Raw genomic sequence first — 17,027 nt, 5'->3', positions numbered from 1 at the left:
CATGGAAGAGCGGGTGGTTGTTCCCCGATAAGATGGAATGACGGGCTCTCGACTGGACGCCGGGCCCAAGCATCGAACGGAGAACACCCATGGGCGAGTATATCGGTCTTGACGTGTCGGTGAAAGAGACGGCGATTTCCGTGCGGCGGGACGGCAAGCGGATCTGGCGCGGCAAATGCCCGTCTGATCCAACCCTGATTGCGGAGATCGTCCGCAAGCGTGCGCCTGCGGCCCAGCGGGTGGTGTTCGAGACCGGGCCTTTGGCGGTGTGGTTCTATCATGCGCTCCAGACCGAGGGGCTGCCGGCGATCTGTATCGATGCGCGCCATGCCAAAGCCGCCCTCGCCATGGCGCCCAACAAAACCGACGCCAATGATGCCGATGGCCTGGCCCATCTGGCCGAGGTCGGCTTCAAGCGCGCGGCTGTGGCCGTAGCCCGCAAGTTGGCGGTCATCATGCACGCGATGCTGAAATCCGGCCAGCCGTTCAACTGGGCAATCAGCGCCACCGCCTGACCGGCCAGAACTGCTATGCGCCTGTCCTGAGGCGTGCCGAGGCGTCCCTGCCGGGACGTGGATGAACCATTCCGCCTAGGCTGTTGCACCGACGCGCCCATAGGCCCGGAGCGTGCGTTTGACACCTTGGAAGGTTCCTCCTGCGAAGCCCCATCAGCGGCGACTGCTGTCGACCGCGAAGACGACACTGCTCCCGGCAAACCACAGCCTCGGCACCAAAAGGGCTTGCATTCCAACGAGCGATTAGACGACAGGCTGGGTCAACTTCTGTCGTTTCCCTGCCACTCCGGGCAGTCTGGTTCCTGCTCTTGAACGGACGGTCGAGATACTTCTCATGCAGCGGTGTGAGCTGACGGGCTCGACTTGGACTCCGGCATGCTGGACGTGGGCGACCTCGCCATCCGGCAGGTGTTCCGGATGGAACGCCTTAGCATAACGGGAATTGCCTTGGGAGGCGGCGATGACGCCGCCCTGGAGGAGTTCGCCCGATGCCCGACCGCAAGCAGGATGGTCAACAGCCCGAGGCTTTGCGCTCCCTGAAATCCGCTGCGAAGGCGGGAAGTCAGAAACCGCGGGACCAGGGTCTCGAAGCCCGCGGCGACACCGCGCCGATCTCCGCTCCTCTGGAGCAGGAACAGGATGCCGCCACGAAGGTGCTTCGGGAGGGGGTCAAGAAGAACCCACAAGGGATGGAGAAGGCGGCCCGGAAGGCTCCTGAGCGATAGTCTCCCGAACCTTGAGATCCTCTCAGGGCAAGGGAGAGTGAAGGAACGTCAGTCCTGGCCATGGAGCGGGGGGCAGTTCGAGTACGTCTTCAAGGGCGGGCAAACTGCGACTTTGCACGGAACGAACAAGAGATCAGCGTACCGTTCGAACCCGGATGTTCGGTCTACTTCTGCTTCGTCTCACCCGAGGAAATTGCCGACGCCTTACGAATGTCTGTTGTCCCCTTCCCCAGCAGACATTCGGTCGACTTCGCAAATGTGCCATTTCCTGACCTTCGGCATCGCGGTTCAAGCGCGAGCTGGCCAGTTAGTACGAGTAGCCGCAAGCACTCTGGAACATTCCCAGAATCTGAAGAAGGAAGGCCTCCTCCCGTAGGCCCCGGGTGCCGAGGTAAAGGGCTTGGGTGCCATAGGCATCCGCCTCCAGCGCTCCCGGGCATCGGACGTGTTCATGCGCGCGGCTCATGAACTGCTGCGCATGCACCAGTTCGTGAACGAGATAGCTGCGCGCGAGCGGGGTGCCGGGATCGAGATCGTCAGCTAGGAGGATCTCTCGGGTCGCCGGGACATAGACGGCAGCCACGGTCTCGCCATGGGTCTCGTCAAAGGCTGCCGGGAACACGAGCCCCTCCAGACGTCCCTTCCTAGCCAGGCGCACGCAAGCCTCCGGGACTGGGATGCCCGTCTCCTCCGCCACGAAGGCTCTTGCCTCGGTGATCCAGTCGCCCTCAAGGCATCCGCCAGATCCGTCCGCGCGGGCCGTCGCAGGACCAATGGCGGCCAACAGCAACGCGAGGCTGCAGGCGACCAGGGCAAGCACATGAACCAGATGCGATACATCCCATGGAGCCTTGGCCGTGTCGTGATGGCTGTCTTGGCTCTGGAGTGGGCGAACTTTCCTCATGGTTCAATCCTTCCGCATGCGGTGCATGCGGGAGTTAGACGGATGGAGCGTTAGCCGAGCGTGAGGCGGGTGCTTCTCGGCGTTTCGTGGATCCTGACGCGGTGCTAGACTGGTCCTGCTGCGACAGCGTCCGAGGCATCCATGGCGGAACTCGAGATCGCACTACTCGGCGGGCTTCGCCTGCGGCATCCCGATCGCGGGCCCATCGAACTCGCGGGCGAGAAGGGGCCCCAGTTCCTCGCGCGCTTGGCCCTGCACCCCGGCACGAAGCATCGGCGCGACATTCTCCAGGCGCTGCTGTGGCCGGACGCTGACCCACCGCACGCCCAGGGCAACCTGCGCTTCGTCCTGCATCAGCTCCGGAAGATCCTTGGCGGAAGCGCGGGGCCGCTTTGCAGCGATAACCGCTCGGTCTGGCTCGACCCGGATCGCGTGGCCGTTGATGCGGTGCGCTTCGAGGCTCTCGCGACGGAGGGGACACTTGAGGCGCTCACCGCAGCCTGCGATCTGTACCGCGGCGACCTTTTGTCGGATGTCGGCGATCTCAGCCCCGAGTACGAGGATTGGCTCCTGCCCGAGCGGGAACGCTTGCGCGATGTGGCTCGCTCCGCCTTCTGGAACCTGTTCTCATTCAGGCTGTGGCGTGGCGAGGTGACGGAGGCGAAGGCCTGCGCCCAGCGCTATCTCGCGATCGATCCCTACTGCGAGCGCATGCACGCGGCACTAATGCGGCTGCACCTGACGCAGGGCGAGGGTGCGCTCGCGGCCGGTCACTATGCCGAGTTCCGCGCCCGCCTGGCACGGGATCTCCAGATCCCGCCGGGCGCCGAGGTCGAGCAACTCGCCCGCGCCGCGAGCCAGAATCGTGGGCGCTCTGCCCCGGAGCCGTTCAATGCTGCCTGGGTTCTGGGCCGCAGCGACGTACCCTCGGAGGGCAGGCCGCTCGTGGCGGTCCTGCCCTTCCGGGATCTCTCCGAGGATCAGACCTTGGTCAGCCTGCCAGCGGCCCTGACCGAGGACGTCATCGCCGATCTGGCGCGCTTTCGCCGGCTCGGTGTCCTGGCCCGGCACACGTCCTTCGCACTCGGTCGAGATCCCGATCCCGAAGCCCGGCTGCGCCAGCTTGGCGCCCGCTACACGGTCGAGGGCAGTGTCCGGCGCACCGGCAATCGCTTGAGCGTGACCGTCCGCCTGGTTGACAGCGCCTCGCAGCGCCAAGTCTGGGGCGAGCACTACCAGGGTGATTGGGAGGAGCTGCCCTCGTTCCAAGAGGAGGCGGCCATGGCCATCGTGGCCACCATCCCGGTGCAGGTCGAGCAGGCGGAGTTGGAGCGGATACGCCACCGGGAGATCCAGTCATTGAGCGCGTATGAGCATTGCCTGCGCGGCCGTGAGCACCAGCGCTCGATCGCTCATGCGTCACATGCCAAGGCCCTCGAACACTTCAGCCGCGCTCTCGAGCAGGATCCGACCTCGGCGGCCGCCCATTGCGGGCTCGCCGTGTGCTACATCTCGACCGGCGGGATCACGCCGGAAGAGGAGGACCTTCGACGGGAACGGGCGATCAGCCATGCGCAACAGGCGATTGCGCTCGATCCGCTGGATCCGCAAGGGTATTGGCTGTTCGGCATGCTGCTCCAGATGCGGCGCGACTTCTCCGGCGCCCGCTTTCATCTGGATCGCGCCGTCACCCTCAGCCCAGGCGATGTCGAGACCCTTGGCTATACAGGCCTGGAGTACGCCTATGCGGGTGAGCCCGAGCGCGGCATCGCGCAGGCTGAGCAAGCCATCCGGCTCAATCCGTACTTTCCGCCCGTATCCGCCGAGCAGATCGGCAAGGCCTGCTTCATTGCACATCGCTACGATGAGGCGCTGTTCTGGCTGAGGCAGACGCCGGACCGGATCACGACCAACCGCGGTTGGCTGGCCGCAGCGGCGGCTTATGCAGGACGGGTGGACGAAGCAGCCATGCATGCCCGGCGGATGCGCGCCACGCTGCAACAGCGTCTGGGCGAGGAGGAGCTGCGGTCAATTGGCGGTCCCATCGCGTGGCTCCGCTTGCCCGCCCGGTTCCAGCATGCAGCCGACCTGGAGCACTACGAACGTGGTTTGGCCATGGCCGGCCTTGAATAGAGATTTCGGCGACGGATCATGCGAGCCACGCCCGACAGGATCGCCCTCTTGCCTGCAAGCAAATCCATCTGTTGGTCCCGCTCGTGGGTGTATAATCGCTCTCCTGACCCGGGATCCCATCGGGTCTTCGGGTCGCACGGCGCAGGAGGATGCCATGCGGACTAACGTCGAACTGATCCAGATGCTTTATGAGGCCTTCCGCAGCGGGCGGATCGACACCATCCTGGAGCACTGCTCGGATACGATCGCTTGGGACTGCGTCGGCAATCCCGACTGGGTGCCGCTGGCCGGAACTCGCAGCGGCAAGGCTGCCGTGCAGCGCTTTTTCGAGGAGCTCGACCGCGGCTACACGTTCGAGGAGTTCGCGCCGCAGAGCTTCCATGACGCGGGCGACCATGTGTTCTGCTTCGGCCACGAACGGGCAACCGCGACCGCGACAGGACAGACCATCGACATCCGCTTCCTTCATGCCTTCCGGATTGAGAATGGCAAGGTGGCCGGGTTCACGCAGTTCTCGGACACGGCGGCGGTTGCCGTCGGGAGCGGAACCCTGCGTGTAGCCGGAGAGAAGACCAAGGCGGCCTAGCACGGCGCGCTGATAAATTCACTTCCATGGTCACAGGTGAAACCGACATTGGGAGACAGCGTCATGATCAACGCTCTCACATCGATTGCCGTCGGCCTGACAGCAAGCCTGCTCGCGACGGCCGCCTCGGCCCAGGCGACACTGAACAGCGTGAAGCAGAAAGGCATCCTGACCTGCGGCTCGAACCGGGGTGCCCCCGGCTTCGGCGCGCCGGATGCGCAGGGCAACTGGTCCGGTCTCGACGTTGACCTGTGCCGCGCCATTGCAGCAGCAATCTTTGACGACCCGACCAAGGTGCAGTTCGTTCCCCTCTCGGCGCAGGACCGTTTCACGGCGCTCCAGTCCGGGCAGGTTGATGTCCTTGCCCGCAACTCGACCGCGACCATGTCGCGCGACACCCAGCTCGGCCTCGAGTTCCCGGCGATCAACTACTTCGACGGCCAGGGCTTCATGGTCCGCAAATCCCTTAGTCTCACTTCGGCCAAGGAGCTGAACGGCAAGTCGGTCTGCACCGACCAGGGCACCACGACCGAGCTCAACCTCGCCGACTACTTCCGCGCCAACAACCTGACCTATCAGCCGATGAGCTTCGCGAACGCGACGGAGGCGAAGAAGGCCTATGAGGCCGGCCGCTGCGATGCGATGACGACCGACGTCTCCGGCCTCTATGCCGCGCGGCTGACCCTCTCGAACCCGGACGATCACGTCATTCTGCCCGAGGTCATCTCGAAGGAGCCGCTTGGCCCGGCCGTGCGCCAGGGCGACAACCAGTGGGCTGACATCGTGCGCTGGACCTTCAACGCCATGCTCGATGCCGAGGAGCTCGGCGTGACGCAGGCCAACGTCGAGCAGATGAAGGCCTCTGTCAATCCGGAGATCAAGCGCCTGCTCGGCACCGAGGGCAAGTTCGGTGAGGCCATCGGCCTGCCCAACGACTGGGCCGTCCGCGTCATCAGGCACGTGGGCAATTACGGCGAGAGCTTCGAGCGCAACGTCGGCGAGGGTTCTCCGCTCAAGATCAAGCGCGGTCAGAACGCGCTGTGGACCAAGGGCGGTCTTCAGTACGGCATCCCAGTCCGCTAGCAAGCCACGAGATTTCTCCGGCAGCCATTCCCACGACACGATCTGAGAAGAAGCGGATACGCGTGGGGGCTCCCGGCTCCAGTCATTTGGTGAAGGTCAGGAATGGGTCAAAGAGTAACGAACAGCCAATGAAATGAAGGTCCGCTCATCGCGCCTTTACAGACATTCGACGTACTTCTGGAACGTGCCACACGCAGACATTCTGACCCTTTTGATTGCTTGAAGGACGGGAGAGGGTATCGTCCTGAATTCGGCTCAAACGGCGACTTCGCTAGGCGCGAACATTGGAAGGGCGGTGACCCTCGCGTGTGCGGAAACCTAGGATAGCCTCACCCGCAGCCCACTCAGTCCAGCCTCTTCACCCTCAGCGCAACGCTCAAGATCAATCGCAGATGACGCCATTCGTCCCGGACCTCGACACACACCTCGCGGGTGCGTGGCAACCAATCCCGTCCAAGCGCAAGAGCGGTCTGCGTCGCCTCCTGCTCGGCACCCTCCAGGCTGTCGAGTTCAAAGCCGTCCGGATCTGAGAGGACCTCTGTCCCTGCCCGGACGTCGAAATAAAAATGCGGCATGTCACCTCTTCCATGAGCCGCGTGCGGCGGCTTTGCGGATGGGAAGCTCTGGGCCAAACCGACCAGGATTGGAATCAGGTGAGGACCCGGAACGACCGTCAGAGTTCCTCTGGTCCAGGCCAGAAGAGCCTACGGTTCAATCCGTTTTGGCAGCCTCGGCATAGTGGGCCTCTCCTCATGAGCTTGTGCTAGCCGCCTGCTTGTGCTGCCCAGCGGAAAGCTGCACCATCACTCCTTCCCAAGCCGCTGTCCAAGGGTTCGGTTACGAGACCGATGAAGGCTGATGGGACGTATTCTCCTAGTGTAGATCTTGAACCCACTGCCTCGCGTTGATGATCAGTTCGACTGCCAGAGTGAGTTCAGGCTCGTCGAGTTCGGTGCAGCCGCAACTGTCGACGACCGCTTGCCGTGAATGGGAGTAAAGCTCCAGCCAGAGCCATGGCAGACCCGGCAGCCTTAGCTCCTCCGGGATCTCGGTCAGCCGTGCCTCCAGCGCGCCGAACCGGACCACGGTCACAGTGCGCGAGCCATCCGTCTCAGGCGTGCAGGCAAGCTGGACATAGGCGCGGATGATGCGCTGTTCGATCTCGTCAGGGCTCATCGCGGCCCCGATGAGGCTGATGGGAATTCCTGTTTTTCCGAGCATCCCAAGCATTGCGGTCTCCGGACTGTCGATAGCGGAGGTCTGCCCCCCTGGTTCTTTCATCCGAATTTCTGACGGCCGATGCGATGATCGCTTTGTCGATCCGGGTGCCTGCGGCTCGCCAGAGGCCGATCAGGCGCCTGCCAATCCACGCCAGCATATTCTATTCCTCAGCTATCACGTCGGACGCCGCTCTCGCCGGGGCTCCGTCGCCTGGCGCTCTGAACGAAGGCCTCTGAAGGTCTAGCCTCCAGCCGGCCGGAAGACATGTCGGTCCGGACCAGCCCCAAGGCGTCGGCGCCAGTCAGCAAACCGCATTGCCACTTGGATTGAAATCAGGTGAGGACCGGAAGAGCGGGTCGGGATTGCCCTACTCTCTGAGACAGGGAGTCAGGGCTCGATCAGCTTGTTGCGCACGGCATAGAGGGCAAGCTCCACCCCCGAGCGCAGGTTCAGTTTCTTCATCGCCGAGGTCCGGTGGCTCTCGACGGTCTTGATGCTCACCTTCCAGCGCTCGGCGATGTCGCGGTTGCTCTGCCCCTCCGCCACGAGCTGGATAACCTCCCGTTCACGGGAGCTCAAGGTTTGCGAGGCCACCACCTTGCCGCCGCTCAGAAAGGTATCGAGCAAGGTTTCGGCCACTTGGGGCGAGAAGTAGGGCTGCTTGCGCAATAGAGCCCGCACCGCCCTGACAACCTCAGTGTCGTCCTCCGTCTTGAGCAGATAGCCGCGTGCCCCGGCTCGCAGCACGTCGCGGATCACATCGTCATTGTTATGCATCGTGTAGATCAGCACTTCGGTGCCCGGGCTGGCGAGGCGCATGTGGCGGGTGGCTTCGAGGCCGTTCAGCCCCGGCAGGGCGTAGTCGAGGATCGCCACGTCCGGCCGATGTTGGCCGGCTAGGTCGACCGCCGATTGCCCGTCGTCGGCCTCGGCGCAGACCTGCCAGCCGGCTTGCGCCTCCAGCAGAGCCTGCAAGCCCCGACGCACGATGGCATGGTCGTCGGCTACAAGAAGTTTGATGGTCATGGCACGCTCATAGGACCCGACAATTCTTACCTGCGGCGCCGTATCAGACCCATCGGGTCTGGACCCGAACAAGGACTCAGGATTTTCCTGAGTGCCGTGCCCCCTGGGAAGGCTACTCTCCCGAACCGATGGCACTTCGGACCCGGCGACCGTCAGTCTGGTCCTCTCCAGTGACAGCAGGGAACATCAGGCGCACTGTCGTGCCGCGGCCCTCTTCACTCTCCAGCTGCACGTCACCGGCACTTTGCTGGACGAAGCCCAGCACCTGGCTGAGGCCGAGCCCGTTTCCATGTCCCTTGGTGGTGAAGAAGGGGTCGAAGGCCCGCTCCAGCACCGCCGGAGGCATCCCGATGCCCGTATCCGTCACCGAAATCCGAACCCACCGCTCATCCCTGCCGGACATGCGGTGGAACGCCACCGGCCCGGGAGGTGGGGCGGTGATCTCGGTCGCCACGGTGATGATGCCCCCGTCCGGCATGGCATCGCGGGCGTTCAGCACTAGGTTGAGCAGCGTTGCTTCGAGCTGGACCGGATCGAGCAGGGCTGCGCTGCCCATGCCGGCCAACTTGAGGTCGAGCGCGATCCGAGGACCCGCCGCCTGCCGCAAGATCGGGGCAAAGCCCGCGATCCGCTCGTCGATCACGGTCACCTCCGGCCGAAGGTCCTGCCGCCGCGCGAAGGCGAGCAGGCGCTCGATCATGGCCCTCGCACCCTTGAGGGCCTGGTCGGCCTCGTCAACCAGGGACAAGGTGTCGGGGCGGTCGGCCAGAGAGGGCCTCAGGAGCAGAAATGTCGATTGCATGATCCGGATCGTGTTGCCGAGATCGTGTGCGATGCCGCCGGCGATGCGCCCGAGTCCCTCCAGTCGCTGCGCGCGGCTAAGCCGCTCCTGCTCGGCCTGTTCGCGTCGGCGGCTTCTCTGAACGAGGACAATCAGGGCGCCGACCAGGCCGAGGAGGACGGCCGTCGAGATGGCCTCCATGACCGCATGCTCGCGCCAAGGCTGAAACACGGTTTGCTGCGCCAGGCCAACCAGAACCACAGCCGGTGTGGTGCCGAGGGCATGATACGCGGTCACCCTGATCGTACGGTCGACCGGGCTGGCGCCCCAGAAGACGCCCTGCGAACTGCGTGATAGGTAAGTGTAGAATGGCTCCGCCGCTGCGTAGGACCTGCCGATGGCCTCCTCGGAGGCCGGGCTGCGGGCCAGAAGGGTGCCGTCGCGCAGCAGAAGCGCGATAAATCCGTTCTCACCAACAGAGAGGTTGCGGTAGAACTCCTCAAAGTACCTGGGCTCGACGGCGGCCACGACGATCCCGCCGAAGCTGCCGTCAGGCCGGTTGATCCTGCGGCTGAAGCTGACGAACCAGACATTGACTGACCGACTGCGAAGCGGCGGCCCGATCTGCAGGCCGAGGCTAGGATCTTCCTGATGTGCCTTGAAGTAGGGCCGGTCCGCCAGGGTGACTCTTGGTGTGGAGGGATAGTCGGTGTCGTGCGTGATGAGTCCATCCGGACCAATGACATAGAGGGCGCGAACATACGGCAAGGCCTTGAGCCGCTCTTTCAGCGCATCCCGGAAGCGGGCATCGTTCTCCGGCAAGTCGGGAGCGGCGGTCAGGGCCTCACGGAGCCCCAGCAGCGTGAAGTCGACCGCCTGGAAGGTTCGCTCGGTCTGCTCGGCCAGCACATGGACGAGATTCCGGGCATTCTCCTCGCCCCGTCCTACCCTCTCGTTGTAACTTTGCATGAGTTCGAGCGCGCCCAGCAGCACGATGCCGAGCGCGAGGACAACGGCTGGGGCAAGGGAAAAGCCAAACCGGGCAGACCGGGGCCTCATGCATTGATCTCCAGGCCGTGAAGCAATCACTGCATATGTTATCCTAGGTCGCCCGTTCCAATCAGTCATGAGGGACGAGCCAGACTCTTCGGCTGAATCGTTTGTGCGCACCGCAACAGGTGACCAGTTCGGGTCACGCACTGCCCCTGAGCGCGACGGTGTCGATGTCCGTTCCACCGCAGGAAGGCGGATCTTCAACCTACCACCGCTTGGTGCCAAAACCCGCACTTCGCATCAGACGACAGAAGGTTAGCTCTATCTCCTAGCCTCGATCTCCTGCTTTTGATCCCTTCCTGCCGCCAGATCGCGCAAGGCAAAGCTCCGTCGATCTAGGAGACAGCACTGGAGCAGCCCCTTCAGTCATGCCTCTCCGATGGCGCCACGCGGATGGGCAGTGCAGCCCCACGGCGACGACGACAACGCACCCGAACCGCCGATCGGATCAAATGCCACTGGCGTCGAGTTGTCCTGCGGTTAACCTGAACCGAAGGCACTGCACGATGGCCGACCCGGCTCCGGCGCCGCCCCCGCCTGCCCTTCAGCCTGCGGGATCCCCTATCCTGACCGCCGGTGGCATCGTCCTGGCAATAGCTGGCCTCTACTTCGGCCGCGATCTCTTCGTTCCCTTTGCTCTCGCGATCCTCCTGAGCTTCGCCCTGACGCCGCTGGTCAACTGGCTCAGACGCTGGAAGCTGCCGCGGATCGCAGCGGTGCTCGTGGCCGTGACCCTGGCCTTCATCCTGATCGCGGGCATTACGGAGGGACGGATGCTGGATCTGGTGATTGCCGCGAGGCGAAAGGATGTCGGCGGCTTCGAAGTTGGCCGAGTGCTGCCCTTCATGAGGCGGCGCATGGTCGGACCGTTCATCTTCTTCGACCATATGGGACCGGTGGACCTGCCGCCGCACATGCCTCGAACAACCAACGTGCGCCCCCATCCTCACATCGGCCTCTCAACCGTCACCTACCTGTTTGATGGCGAGATCACGCACTGGGACAGCACCGGGGCGCAGCAGGCCATCCGGCCCGGAGCCGTGAACTGGATGACCGCCAGCAGCGGCATCAGCCATTCCGAGCGGTTCGACGGCCCCATCCGCCAGAGCGTCGGGCGGGTGCATGGCATCCAAGCCTGGGTGGCTCTCCCGGAAGCCCAGGAGGAGATGGCGCCGAGCTTTGTCCATCATGGCGCTGAGGACCTACCAGTGTTCGGCGAACCGGGTGTCTCGGCCCGACTTATTGCGGGACAAGCCTTTGGGCTGTCCAACCCGGTCAGGACGCAATCACCCCTCTTCTACATCCATGCCGAGCTGCAGCCCGGCGGCCGGATCGGCCTGCCCAGCGAGTATCCGGAGCGGGCCGCTTATGTGGTGACGGGCCGGCTGGAGGCGGACGGGCGGGAATATGGCCCAGGGCAGATGCTGATCTTCGCCGGCAGCTCGGATCCCGTCCTGACCGCCCTTGAAGCCTCGACGGTCATGCTGCTGGGCGGGGAACCTCTGGGGCCACGGCACATCTGGTGGAATTTCGTGTCATCGCGCAAGGAGAGAATCGAGCAGGCCAAAGCGGACTGGCAGAACGGCCGCATTCATCTCCCCCTGAGCGATGACCAGGAGTTCATCCCCTTGCCCGAAGACCCGAGACCTGCTCCAGAACCGATGTCCTGAGCCAGACCCGCTCTGTGATAGGCGACGTGAGAGCATGCCTCAAAGCGGTCGAGGAGGCGGCAGGCCGCCTCCTGCGCCATCACGTGCCAGTAGCGCTCGACATCCTGCTCGATGCGCGTGTCTCGCTCCGCAGCGGAGAGGATGGGATACCAGCCAGAGCGCTCAATCGCTTCCTTGAGTGTGTTTCGGCGTGCAAGTTTGGCTCTGACGCAATTTTGGTGCAGTTTTGGACTGAACTGATGCTGTCTTCCCGCAAGAGGCAGTATTATGCACCGAAGCCTGCGCCCCTCAGCACTGATCCCGCCCGGCCTGATCGTGGATCAGATCCACGCTGATTCACGGCAGGTGACCATCACAGTCCATTCCGCTTACCGATCTGCCGCGTGCCCTTCGTGCGGCACCATCTCCTCGCGTGTGCATAGCCATTATCTCCGGCGCGTGGCGGATCTGCCGCTGGCAGGGAGACCGGTCCAGTTCCTGATCCGAGCGCGGCGCTTCCGCTGCGACGCGATGGGGTGCGGGAGGCGGATCTTCACCGAACGCTTTGCCCCAGATGTGATCGCCCGCCATGCTCGGCATACTGCCCGGCTCGAGGGCGTTGCCCACCACCTCGGCTTGGCTTTGGGCGGACGACCTGCAACGCGCCTGGCCTGGCGGCTGATGCTGCCTGTGAGCAAGGATACGCTCCTGCGCCTTGTGCGCCGGCATGCCCACCCTCCTTCTGAGCCGCTGAACGTCATCGGGATCGATGACTGGGCCTGGCGCCGCAATCACCGCTACGGCACCATCGTCTGCGATCTCGAACGGCGCCGGATCGCGTCGCTTCTTCCGGACCGGGAGCAGGCCACCGCACAGGCATGGCTGGCCCATCACCCGGAGATTACGGTTGTCGCCCGCGACAGAGGCGGCTATGGCGAGGCAGCGGCCAAGGCGCTGCCGGATGCGGTGCAGGTGGCCGACCGCTGGCACCTGATGGAGAACGCCAGCCGGGCCTTTTTAGAGGCCGTTTGCGCCGTGAGGAGACCAACGCAACAGTCATGGCTCTGGCTGCGGAAGGTATCCCGATCAAGCAGATCGTCCGGCAAACGGGCCTGAGCCGCGGCACGGTACGGCAGATCCTGCGAGGTGGCCGCAGCGATGTCTTCCGCCAGCGGGAGAGCAGTCTCGAGGCATACTGGCCGCTGCTTGAGGCTCTCTGGACCGGCGGGTGCCACAATGGTGCAGAGCTGTGGCGGCGTCTGCGGGCTAGCGGCTTTCGCGGCTCGCTGCGCGTTGTGGGGGAATGGGCCACCCGCCGCCGTCGGGCTGAACGGATCGGAGACGAGCAGCTTCAGCGCGTTCCGTCCGCCAGGACCATCGCCCGGCTGATGAGTACGGGGCGAGACACGCTCTCCAAGACGGACACGGTGACCATCGCAACCATCGAAAGCGGCGTACCAGCTCTCGCCAGTGCCCGCGACACGGTTGCGGAGTTCCAGACCCTGATCCGGAATGGCCGCGAGGCTGACCTGACGTCATGGATCGCCCGAGCACGCCAAAGCCTCGTGGCCTCATTCGCCAATGGCATCGCCAAGGACGAGGCAGCCGTTCGTGCGGCAATCACGCTGCCGTGGTCAAACGGTCAGACCGAAGGCCAGATCACTAAACTCAAGCTCGTGAAGCATCAGATGTACGGCAGAGGCCGTCTCGATCTCCTGCAAGCCAGATTAATTGGAGCGGAATGACAGTTCACGAGGACGGGTGCACCAAAACTGCGTCAGAGCCAGTTCAACGCCGATCCGGAGTTAATCTTCAAAGCTGATTGACATCCTTGAGCAGCGCCCGCGCTTCCCGTTCCACCTGATCTGGTCCGATGCTCACCGTTCAAGTCACGCCCTGATGCGGTGGGCGGTAAAGAAAAGACCGCTGTTCCCAGCGGCCTTGAGTTGAGAGGGGCTCGCCCTCTTTCCAGAGAACCGTTGCGTCCATCGTCGAGAACGCGCGAACGCGAAAGATAGTGACGTCAGGCCGGTTGATTGTGGACTCCCATGTCGTCAATGCACCCATGCGCGCAATTCAATGCACGTACCGCCTGCCAGTCGCCCAACAGGTTACAGCAGGCGCTTGTGACGAATGTCGGTCTCGACGATGAGGTTGTCGCCGAAGCGACGCTCGATATCGGATAATGGCCTGAGGCGATGCCTCGACTGCGACGCGGCTTGGATTGCCTGCAGCCTTAACGAGCACGCCAGGCACTTGGCGGACCCAGTCCTCGGCCATCGCCCCTTCCGACCGGACCTCACGCCTGATGGCGACTACATAGGTGGCCAAGGCTATCCCTCCGCGTGTCGGGGCTCACTATAGACCAACTTGCACAGCAAATGGGATCCCGCAGCCGTGAGAAGGATAGAGTTTGACCTCACGCAGGATCGCCCGCAGGATCCCTCGAGCAGCCTGTGACCGGTCAATGTTTCGGAGATCCTTTTCGTGGATATCGCTCGCGGAAGACTCGGTGACTACGTCCGCCGGTCAGGCCGCTTTGGCTGCATTGTTGAGAGCCGTTGGCAATGTCCGTAACCCTACTTATCGGACATTGGTGCAGTGCTCTGCTGCATGGATCGGATTGTGCACGCATTGAATGCATCCGGAGCCCGACTTCAAGCGATGCGGACGGACTTTGGGCGACCAAGCTCAAGCATGCAGTTCAGCGCATGAATGGCGAGGGTAACTTCGGTGGGCGACGCCGATCCGCTCGCGAGCGCAGGGCAGCGCCGATCACTCGTTTGAAGCGAATGATGGTGTCTCCACCAGAGCCCGGCGAGTGTACCCAGACCTTTTCTGTCAGCGTACACGTCCATGCTCAGCGATGCTTTTGAGATGCCGAGCGCTGGGTCGGGATGCTCTCCGCCATGTCGCTAGGCACTGCTGTTGAGCGTGGAGGAACGATCACGTCAGCATCAGGATGGCGCTTGGCGACGGTGGCATAGATGCCGGCCTGATCGTAGACTCCGTCGCCGGTGAGAGACGCCAGAGGACTTGTATCCAGAGGACTTGTATCTGGTCGAGCAAGGGCGCGACCTGCGAGCCATCGTCGACATCACTGGTCGTCAGCTCTGAGGCAGAGATCTTTCCGGTATCAGCATCGACGCCGATATGCAGCTTGCGCCAGGACCGACGTTTCTGGGTGCCGTGCTTCCCGACCAGCCACTCGCCGGATCCACCCATCTGCAGGCCTATGCTGTCCACCAGCAAATGAATGGGCCCGGTGCATGACTGTGGCCGTGGAACTTTCAGGGTTTCAGTTTCGGCACGCCGGCTCAGGGTCGAGTGGTCTGGGACAGCCAGATCCAAGCCAAGGAGCTGGAGAATAGAATCGGTCAAGCCCTCCGTCCGGTGCAGTGCCAACCGGAACCCCGCCCGCAGCGTCAGGGCTGTCTTGATTGCCAGAGCCGAGTAGCGTGGTTGACCACCCCGTTTCCTTCGGGGCTCAGCCCGCCAGACGGTGATCCCCTCGTCAGAGAACCAGACCGTGAGGCTGCCCCGCTGATGCAGGGCCGCGTCGTACTCCGCCCAATTCGTCATCCGATACCACTGCTTGGGTATGCGGTGCCGACGAGTGGCATTGGCTTCGAACGGCACGAGAGACATCCGGCGGGAAGGGCACAGTCCTCCTATGTGAACCGGTTCCAGTTACCAACCCGCCTATTCGTGCAACAAAGCGGGCCCAGCTCGTAATTATACGGTACGCCACCACCAAGCCTTTAGTCTCCTTTAGCAGGCGCCCCATGAGGTGCTATTTTTCAGCAGCCATCGTCTCTTATCTGGGCTGGATCTCATGCCATATCGTCAAGCTCCACCGGGAGCGACTGCCGAAGAGCCGATCATATTTATCGTTGAAGACGATGAAGCTCTGCGCGAAGCGCTCAGAAGCCTGTTTCGGTCAGTTGGGCTCAGGACCGAGATGTTTGGTTCGGCAGCGGAATTGCTACAAAGCAACCTGGTCAATGTAGCTAGTTGCCTGGTGCTCGACGTCAGACTTCCGGGACTGAGCGGTCTCGACTTCCAGGCCGAATTAGCCAAGGCGAACATTCATATTCCTATTATTTTCATGACGGGCCACGGCGATATCCCAATGTCAGTGAAAGCTATGAAGGCTGGAGCCGTCGATTTCCTAGCCAAGCCGTTTCGCGACCAGGATATGCTGGATTCAGTTGCCATAGCGCTTGAGCGCGATCGTCAGCGGCGGCAGGCCCAAAAGCAGCTGTCGGACGTGCGGGCGCGCTTCGACACCTTGACCCAGCGCGAGCAGGAGGTGATGGGCTGGGTTACTACCGGAATGATGAACAAGCAAATTGCGAATGAACTGGGGCTCAGCGAGATTACCGTCAAGATTCACCGCGGCCACGTCATGCGGAAAATGGGCGCGCGTTCGCTGGCCGATCTGGTGAGAATGGCCGAGTTGTTGGGAATCCACTCGTTGGTCTCGCGGTAGTTCCCCGAGAACTCCACCACCGCGGCGGGACCCGACCTGCCGCCGCTTCCTGCCACATGATGCGGCCTTCTGCTGCAGGCTGATGAGGAATGAAGAGCGGTGGAAAGCGTCCTCCGGTCGTAGTGGGGAAAAAGGTGCGGGATCAAATTGTATGAGAGCTCGGTTATTTCGGTCTAAGAACCCGCGTGAATCCTGAACGAGACAGGTAAGATCTGCTGCTAGAGAGAGATGTTTGATACCAAGATTTGATGGTGCATTCTTGTCTTCTGAATGGAGGAATATGCTGAACATGTAAGGGATCAGAGTGCGATCGCCTGATGCTCAGAGCTACAGCGCCTAAAACCTAAGTATGGTTTCATCCGAAAATATTCGGATCATACTCGGTCCAGTTGCGATGGTTTCCTAGTCGCAGGGCGTTCTATCCTCGAAGGTAGGAGGGCGGATCGTTGTCCAACGTTCCGGTCATTTCAGTCATTGACGATGATGAGTCCCTTCGCGCTGCAATGAAGAGCCTTGTGAGTTCGCTCGGATTGATTATTCACATGTTCCAATCCGCCGAAGAGTTTCTGCGTTCCTCCCACATCGACGAAACCTCCTGTCTGATTACAGATATTCAAATGCCGGGGGATGGTGATGGCGGGATCAGGTGACAGTTTCACTCATAGTTCGCCTCCAGAGGGTTAACGCGAAGAGCTGGAAACACCATTGGGCCGATGGCTGACTCGTCATGGCACCAAGTAATGGAACCAGCACACGCAGCACAGCTCCTATGCTCGTCATCCGTTTCCGTTCAGTCTCATCCGGTATACTATCCGGATGAATCTAAGCTGCACATTCGGCTACGGTGGCAATGAGACCG

Annotated in this window: 13 protein-coding genes and 4 pseudogenes; 11 read left to right on the top strand and 6 right to left on the bottom strand. The window is 62.6% G+C overall.

The features are described 5' to 3' along the window. Positions 1-89 precede the first annotated feature (89 nt). Both JO965_RS34555 and JO965_RS34550 read left to right on the top strand, forming a co-directional pair. A pseudogene (locus JO965_RS34555) lies at positions 90-419 on the top strand (transposase); the annotation flags it as partial. A 584-nt stretch (positions 420-1,003) separates the two neighbouring features. Further along, complete coding sequence (locus tag JO965_RS34550; RefSeq protein WP_203446481.1) at positions 1,004-1,240, top strand: hypothetical protein; 237 nt, start codon at positions 1,004-1,006, stop codon at positions 1,238-1,240. 307 nt (positions 1,241-1,547) lie between these two features. On the opposite strand, the gene JO965_RS34545 is transcribed toward JO965_RS34550, so the two are convergent. Further along, complete coding sequence (locus JO965_RS34545; RefSeq protein ID WP_203441330.1) at positions 1,548-2,144, bottom strand: DUF6647 family protein; 597 nt, start codon at positions 2,142-2,144, stop codon at positions 1,548-1,550. 141 nt (positions 2,145-2,285) lie between these two features. Between JO965_RS34545 and JO965_RS34540 the strand changes: the two genes are divergently transcribed. From JO965_RS34540 to JO965_RS34530, 3 genes are all read left to right on the top strand, one after another. Then, positions 2,286-4,277, top strand: a complete 1,992-nt coding sequence (locus JO965_RS34540) for a BTAD domain-containing putative transcriptional regulator (protein WP_203441331.1) — start codon at positions 2,286-2,288, stop codon at positions 4,275-4,277. A gap of 154 nt (positions 4,278-4,431) precedes the next feature. Further along, positions 4,432-4,863, top strand: coding sequence for a nuclear transport factor 2 family protein (locus JO965_RS34535; RefSeq protein WP_203441332.1), 432 nt, complete (start codon positions 4,432-4,434; stop codon positions 4,861-4,863). A gap of 63 nt (positions 4,864-4,926) precedes the next feature. Next, positions 4,927-5,946, top strand: a complete 1,020-nt coding sequence (locus tag JO965_RS34530; RefSeq protein ID WP_203441333.1) for an amino acid ABC transporter substrate-binding protein — start codon at positions 4,927-4,929, stop codon at positions 5,944-5,946. Positions 5,947-6,290: 344 nt separating this feature from the next. Here the strand turns inward: JO965_RS34530 and JO965_RS34525 are convergent, their stop codons facing one another. From JO965_RS34525 to JO965_RS34510, 4 genes are all read right to left on the bottom strand, one after another. Next, a complete protein-coding gene (locus tag JO965_RS34525; protein WP_203441351.1) occupies positions 6,291-6,521 on the bottom strand; it encodes a hypothetical protein in 231 nt (76 codons plus the stop codon). 298 nt (positions 6,522-6,819) lie between these two features. After that, on the bottom strand, positions 6,820-7,176 hold the full coding sequence (locus JO965_RS34520) for a hypothetical protein (RefSeq protein ID WP_203441352.1): 357 nt from the start codon (positions 7,174-7,176) through the stop codon (positions 6,820-6,822). Positions 7,177-7,554: 378 nt separating this feature from the next. After that, positions 7,555-8,193: a response regulator transcription factor gene (locus JO965_RS34515; RefSeq protein WP_203441353.1), complete on the bottom strand. Its 639-nt coding sequence runs from the start codon at positions 8,191-8,193 to the stop codon at positions 7,555-7,557. Positions 8,194-8,305: 112 nt separating this feature from the next. Next, positions 8,306-10,033 carry a hybrid sensor histidine kinase/response regulator gene (locus tag JO965_RS34510; RefSeq protein WP_203441354.1) on the bottom strand — a complete coding sequence of 576 codons (1,728 nt, stop codon included), beginning with the start codon at positions 10,031-10,033 and terminating at the stop codon, positions 8,306-8,308. A 362-nt stretch (positions 10,034-10,395) separates the two neighbouring features. Between JO965_RS34510 and JO965_RS49710 the strand changes: the two are divergent. From JO965_RS49710 to JO965_RS34495, 4 genes and pseudogenes are all read left to right on the top strand, one after another. Next, positions 10,396-10,776, top strand: a pseudogene (locus JO965_RS49710) (AI-2E family transporter); the annotation flags it as partial. Between the two features lie 24 nt (positions 10,777-10,800). Continuing rightward, on the top strand, positions 10,801-11,697 hold the full coding sequence (locus JO965_RS34505; protein ID WP_246777189.1) for a pirin family protein: 897 nt from the start codon (positions 10,801-10,803) through the stop codon (positions 11,695-11,697). Positions 11,698-11,964: 267 nt separating this feature from the next. Continuing rightward, positions 11,965-13,421 (top strand): annotated as a pseudogene (locus tag JO965_RS34500) (ISL3 family transposase). Positions 13,422-13,724: 303 nt separating this feature from the next. Beyond that, positions 13,725-13,862, top strand: coding sequence for a hypothetical protein (locus JO965_RS34495; protein ID WP_203446479.1), 138 nt, complete (start codon positions 13,725-13,727; stop codon positions 13,860-13,862). Between the two features lie 471 nt (positions 13,863-14,333). Here the strand turns inward: JO965_RS34495 and JO965_RS34490 are convergent. Continuing rightward, positions 14,334-15,315, bottom strand: a pseudogene (locus JO965_RS34490) (IS5 family transposase). 196 nt (positions 15,316-15,511) lie between these two features. Between JO965_RS34490 and JO965_RS34485 the strand changes: the two are divergent. Beyond that, positions 15,512-16,168 (top strand): response regulator transcription factor, encoded by a 657-nt coding sequence (locus JO965_RS34485; protein WP_203446478.1) that lies wholly within the window; start codon positions 15,512-15,514, stop codon positions 16,166-16,168. A 446-nt stretch (positions 16,169-16,614) separates the two neighbouring features. After that, complete coding sequence (locus tag JO965_RS34480) at positions 16,615-16,818, top strand: response regulator (protein WP_203446477.1); 204 nt, start codon at positions 16,615-16,617, stop codon at positions 16,816-16,818. Positions 16,819-17,027: the final 209 nt, after the last annotated feature.

The sequence above is a fragment of the Microvirga sp. VF16 genome (assembly GCF_016864375.1).
Lineage (GTDB): Bacteria > Pseudomonadota > Alphaproteobacteria > Rhizobiales > Beijerinckiaceae > Microvirga.
This window is presented reverse-complemented; position numbering and strand designations above follow the sequence as displayed.

Coding starts and splice junctions, on each gene's coding strand:
- JO965_RS34550 (WP_203446481.1), top strand. CDS start 1,004: ATGCCCGACCGCAAGCAGGATGGTCAACAGCCCGAGGCTTTGCGCTCC.
- JO965_RS34545 (WP_203441330.1), bottom strand. CDS start 2,144: ATGAGGAAAGTTCGCCCACTCCAGAGCCAAGACAGCCATCACGACACG.
- JO965_RS34540 (WP_203441331.1), top strand. CDS start 2,286: ATGGCGGAACTCGAGATCGCACTACTCGGCGGGCTTCGCCTGCGGCAT.
- JO965_RS34535 (WP_203441332.1), top strand. CDS start 4,432: ATGCGGACTAACGTCGAACTGATCCAGATGCTTTATGAGGCCTTCCGC.
- JO965_RS34530 (WP_203441333.1), top strand. CDS start 4,927: ATGATCAACGCTCTCACATCGATTGCCGTCGGCCTGACAGCAAGCCTG.
- JO965_RS34525 (WP_203441351.1), bottom strand. CDS start 6,521: ATGCCGCATTTTTATTTCGACGTCCGGGCAGGGACAGAGGTCCTCTCA.
- JO965_RS34520 (WP_203441352.1), bottom strand. CDS start 7,176: ATGCTTGGGATGCTCGGAAAAACAGGAATTCCCATCAGCCTCATCGGG.
- JO965_RS34515 (WP_203441353.1), bottom strand. CDS start 8,193: ATGACCATCAAACTTCTTGTAGCCGACGACCATGCCATCGTGCGTCGG.
- JO965_RS34510 (WP_203441354.1), bottom strand. CDS start 10,033: ATGAGGCCCCGGTCTGCCCGGTTTGGCTTTTCCCTTGCCCCAGCCGTT.
- JO965_RS34505 (WP_246777189.1), top strand. CDS start 10,801: ATGCTGGATCTGGTGATTGCCGCGAGGCGAAAGGATGTCGGCGGCTTC.
- JO965_RS34495 (WP_203446479.1), top strand. CDS start 13,725: ATGTCGTCAATGCACCCATGCGCGCAATTCAATGCACGTACCGCCTGC.
- JO965_RS34485 (WP_203446478.1), top strand. CDS start 15,512: ATGCCATATCGTCAAGCTCCACCGGGAGCGACTGCCGAAGAGCCGATC.